The 1,081-nt window shown below is 32.3% G+C and carries 1 protein-coding gene and 1 pseudogene; one reads left to right on the forward strand and one right to left on the reverse strand.

The genetic code is table 11. The features are described 5' to 3' along the window. Nucleotides 1-283: 283 nt before the first annotated feature. The gene (locus tag ACFIO3_RS13675) at nucleotides 284-610 is read right to left on the reverse strand and encodes an XRE family transcriptional regulator (protein ID WP_375608881.1); all 327 of its coding nucleotides are present in this window, start codon (nucleotides 608-610) and stop codon (nucleotides 284-286) included. A 94-nt stretch (nucleotides 611-704) separates the two neighbouring features. On the opposite strand from ACFIO3_RS13675, the pseudogene ACFIO3_RS13680 reads away from it, so the two are divergent. Next, nucleotides 705-1,023, forward strand: a pseudogene (locus tag ACFIO3_RS13680) (hypothetical protein). Nucleotides 1,024-1,081 lie beyond the last annotated feature (58 nt).

Consider the following 1,081-nt stretch of genomic DNA (forward strand, 5'->3'; position numbering starts at 1 on the left):
GTTCTTCATTTTCGCAGATGACTAAGAGAATTTCATCAGAATTTATAAACACTGGTTTATTCACAAATGCCTCCATATCAAAATATTTAAATACATTTTGAAAAAAACGCCTTGACATAGGTTTTTTTTTTCGGGGTATGGTGTCTATATATTTCATATTTAATGAACATCGTCAATAAAAAATTCATAAAATATGAAATTTTATAAAGGTAAAAATTAATTATGGATAACACAATGTTAGAAAAACTTTGGAATTATGGAGATAAAAAAGTGATGGCAGCTATTATTCTTTGTCTAAAGAACAAGAGTTTTGAAGAATCGTTAAAACAGCTTTCTGAACTTCAGGTTTTGCTTGATAATAAAGACGAATAAATTGTTCAGATTCTTTTATTAAAAAAGGTGGGATTTCACCAAAAAAATCAATAATTTTTATTAGTTCGTCCGCTCTTATTAATCTAGGTTTTATTGGTTTATTTTTTGCTGAATTATTTAGTATGTTGGACAAAGCAGATGGCAATATTCCTAAGTGTTTAGCTAGCATTTTTTTGCTGCCATGTCCATTTTTAGCTAATTGCTCCTTAAGCCATGCCTTTAACTGATCCGATTCCATAAGAGTAAGGCTCTTTCATGTGACATGAAAAATCAATAAAAAAAAACTGAATTTTTATCTTGATAAAATTCATGAAATATGAAATTTTATTGTTATGAAAAAAGAACCTGCGTATACCATAATAAAATATTTAGGGGGGGCTGTTAATGTTTCGCGTATTTTGCAGAAATGTAAAGGCGCTGTTTATCGTATCACTTACTCTAAAGAGAAGGGGGGTGCTAATGGATTATTTCCTTCAATTTATCAGGCGCAATTATTAACCTACGCACGTGATCATGGGATAGATTTGCGCCCCGAAGATTTTTTTTATCCTGAGCGCTTGCAGAGATTAATGCAAGAGCAACACCCCCCCAATGTCGAAAATTTGCAAGAGCCGCGTTGTTGATCAGACGGGCGATAGATTGCAGCATTAAGGAGATCAAAATGAGTTCGAATGAAATTTTATGGATAGCAGTGGTTTCAGTTTTGCTC

The organism is Bartonella sp. AD328YNZD, from assembly GCF_042196425.1.

Coding starts and splice junctions, on each gene's coding strand:
- ACFIO3_RS13675 (WP_375608881.1), bottom strand. CDS start 610: ATGGAATCGGATCAGTTAAAGGCATGGCTTAAGGAGCAATTAGCTAAA.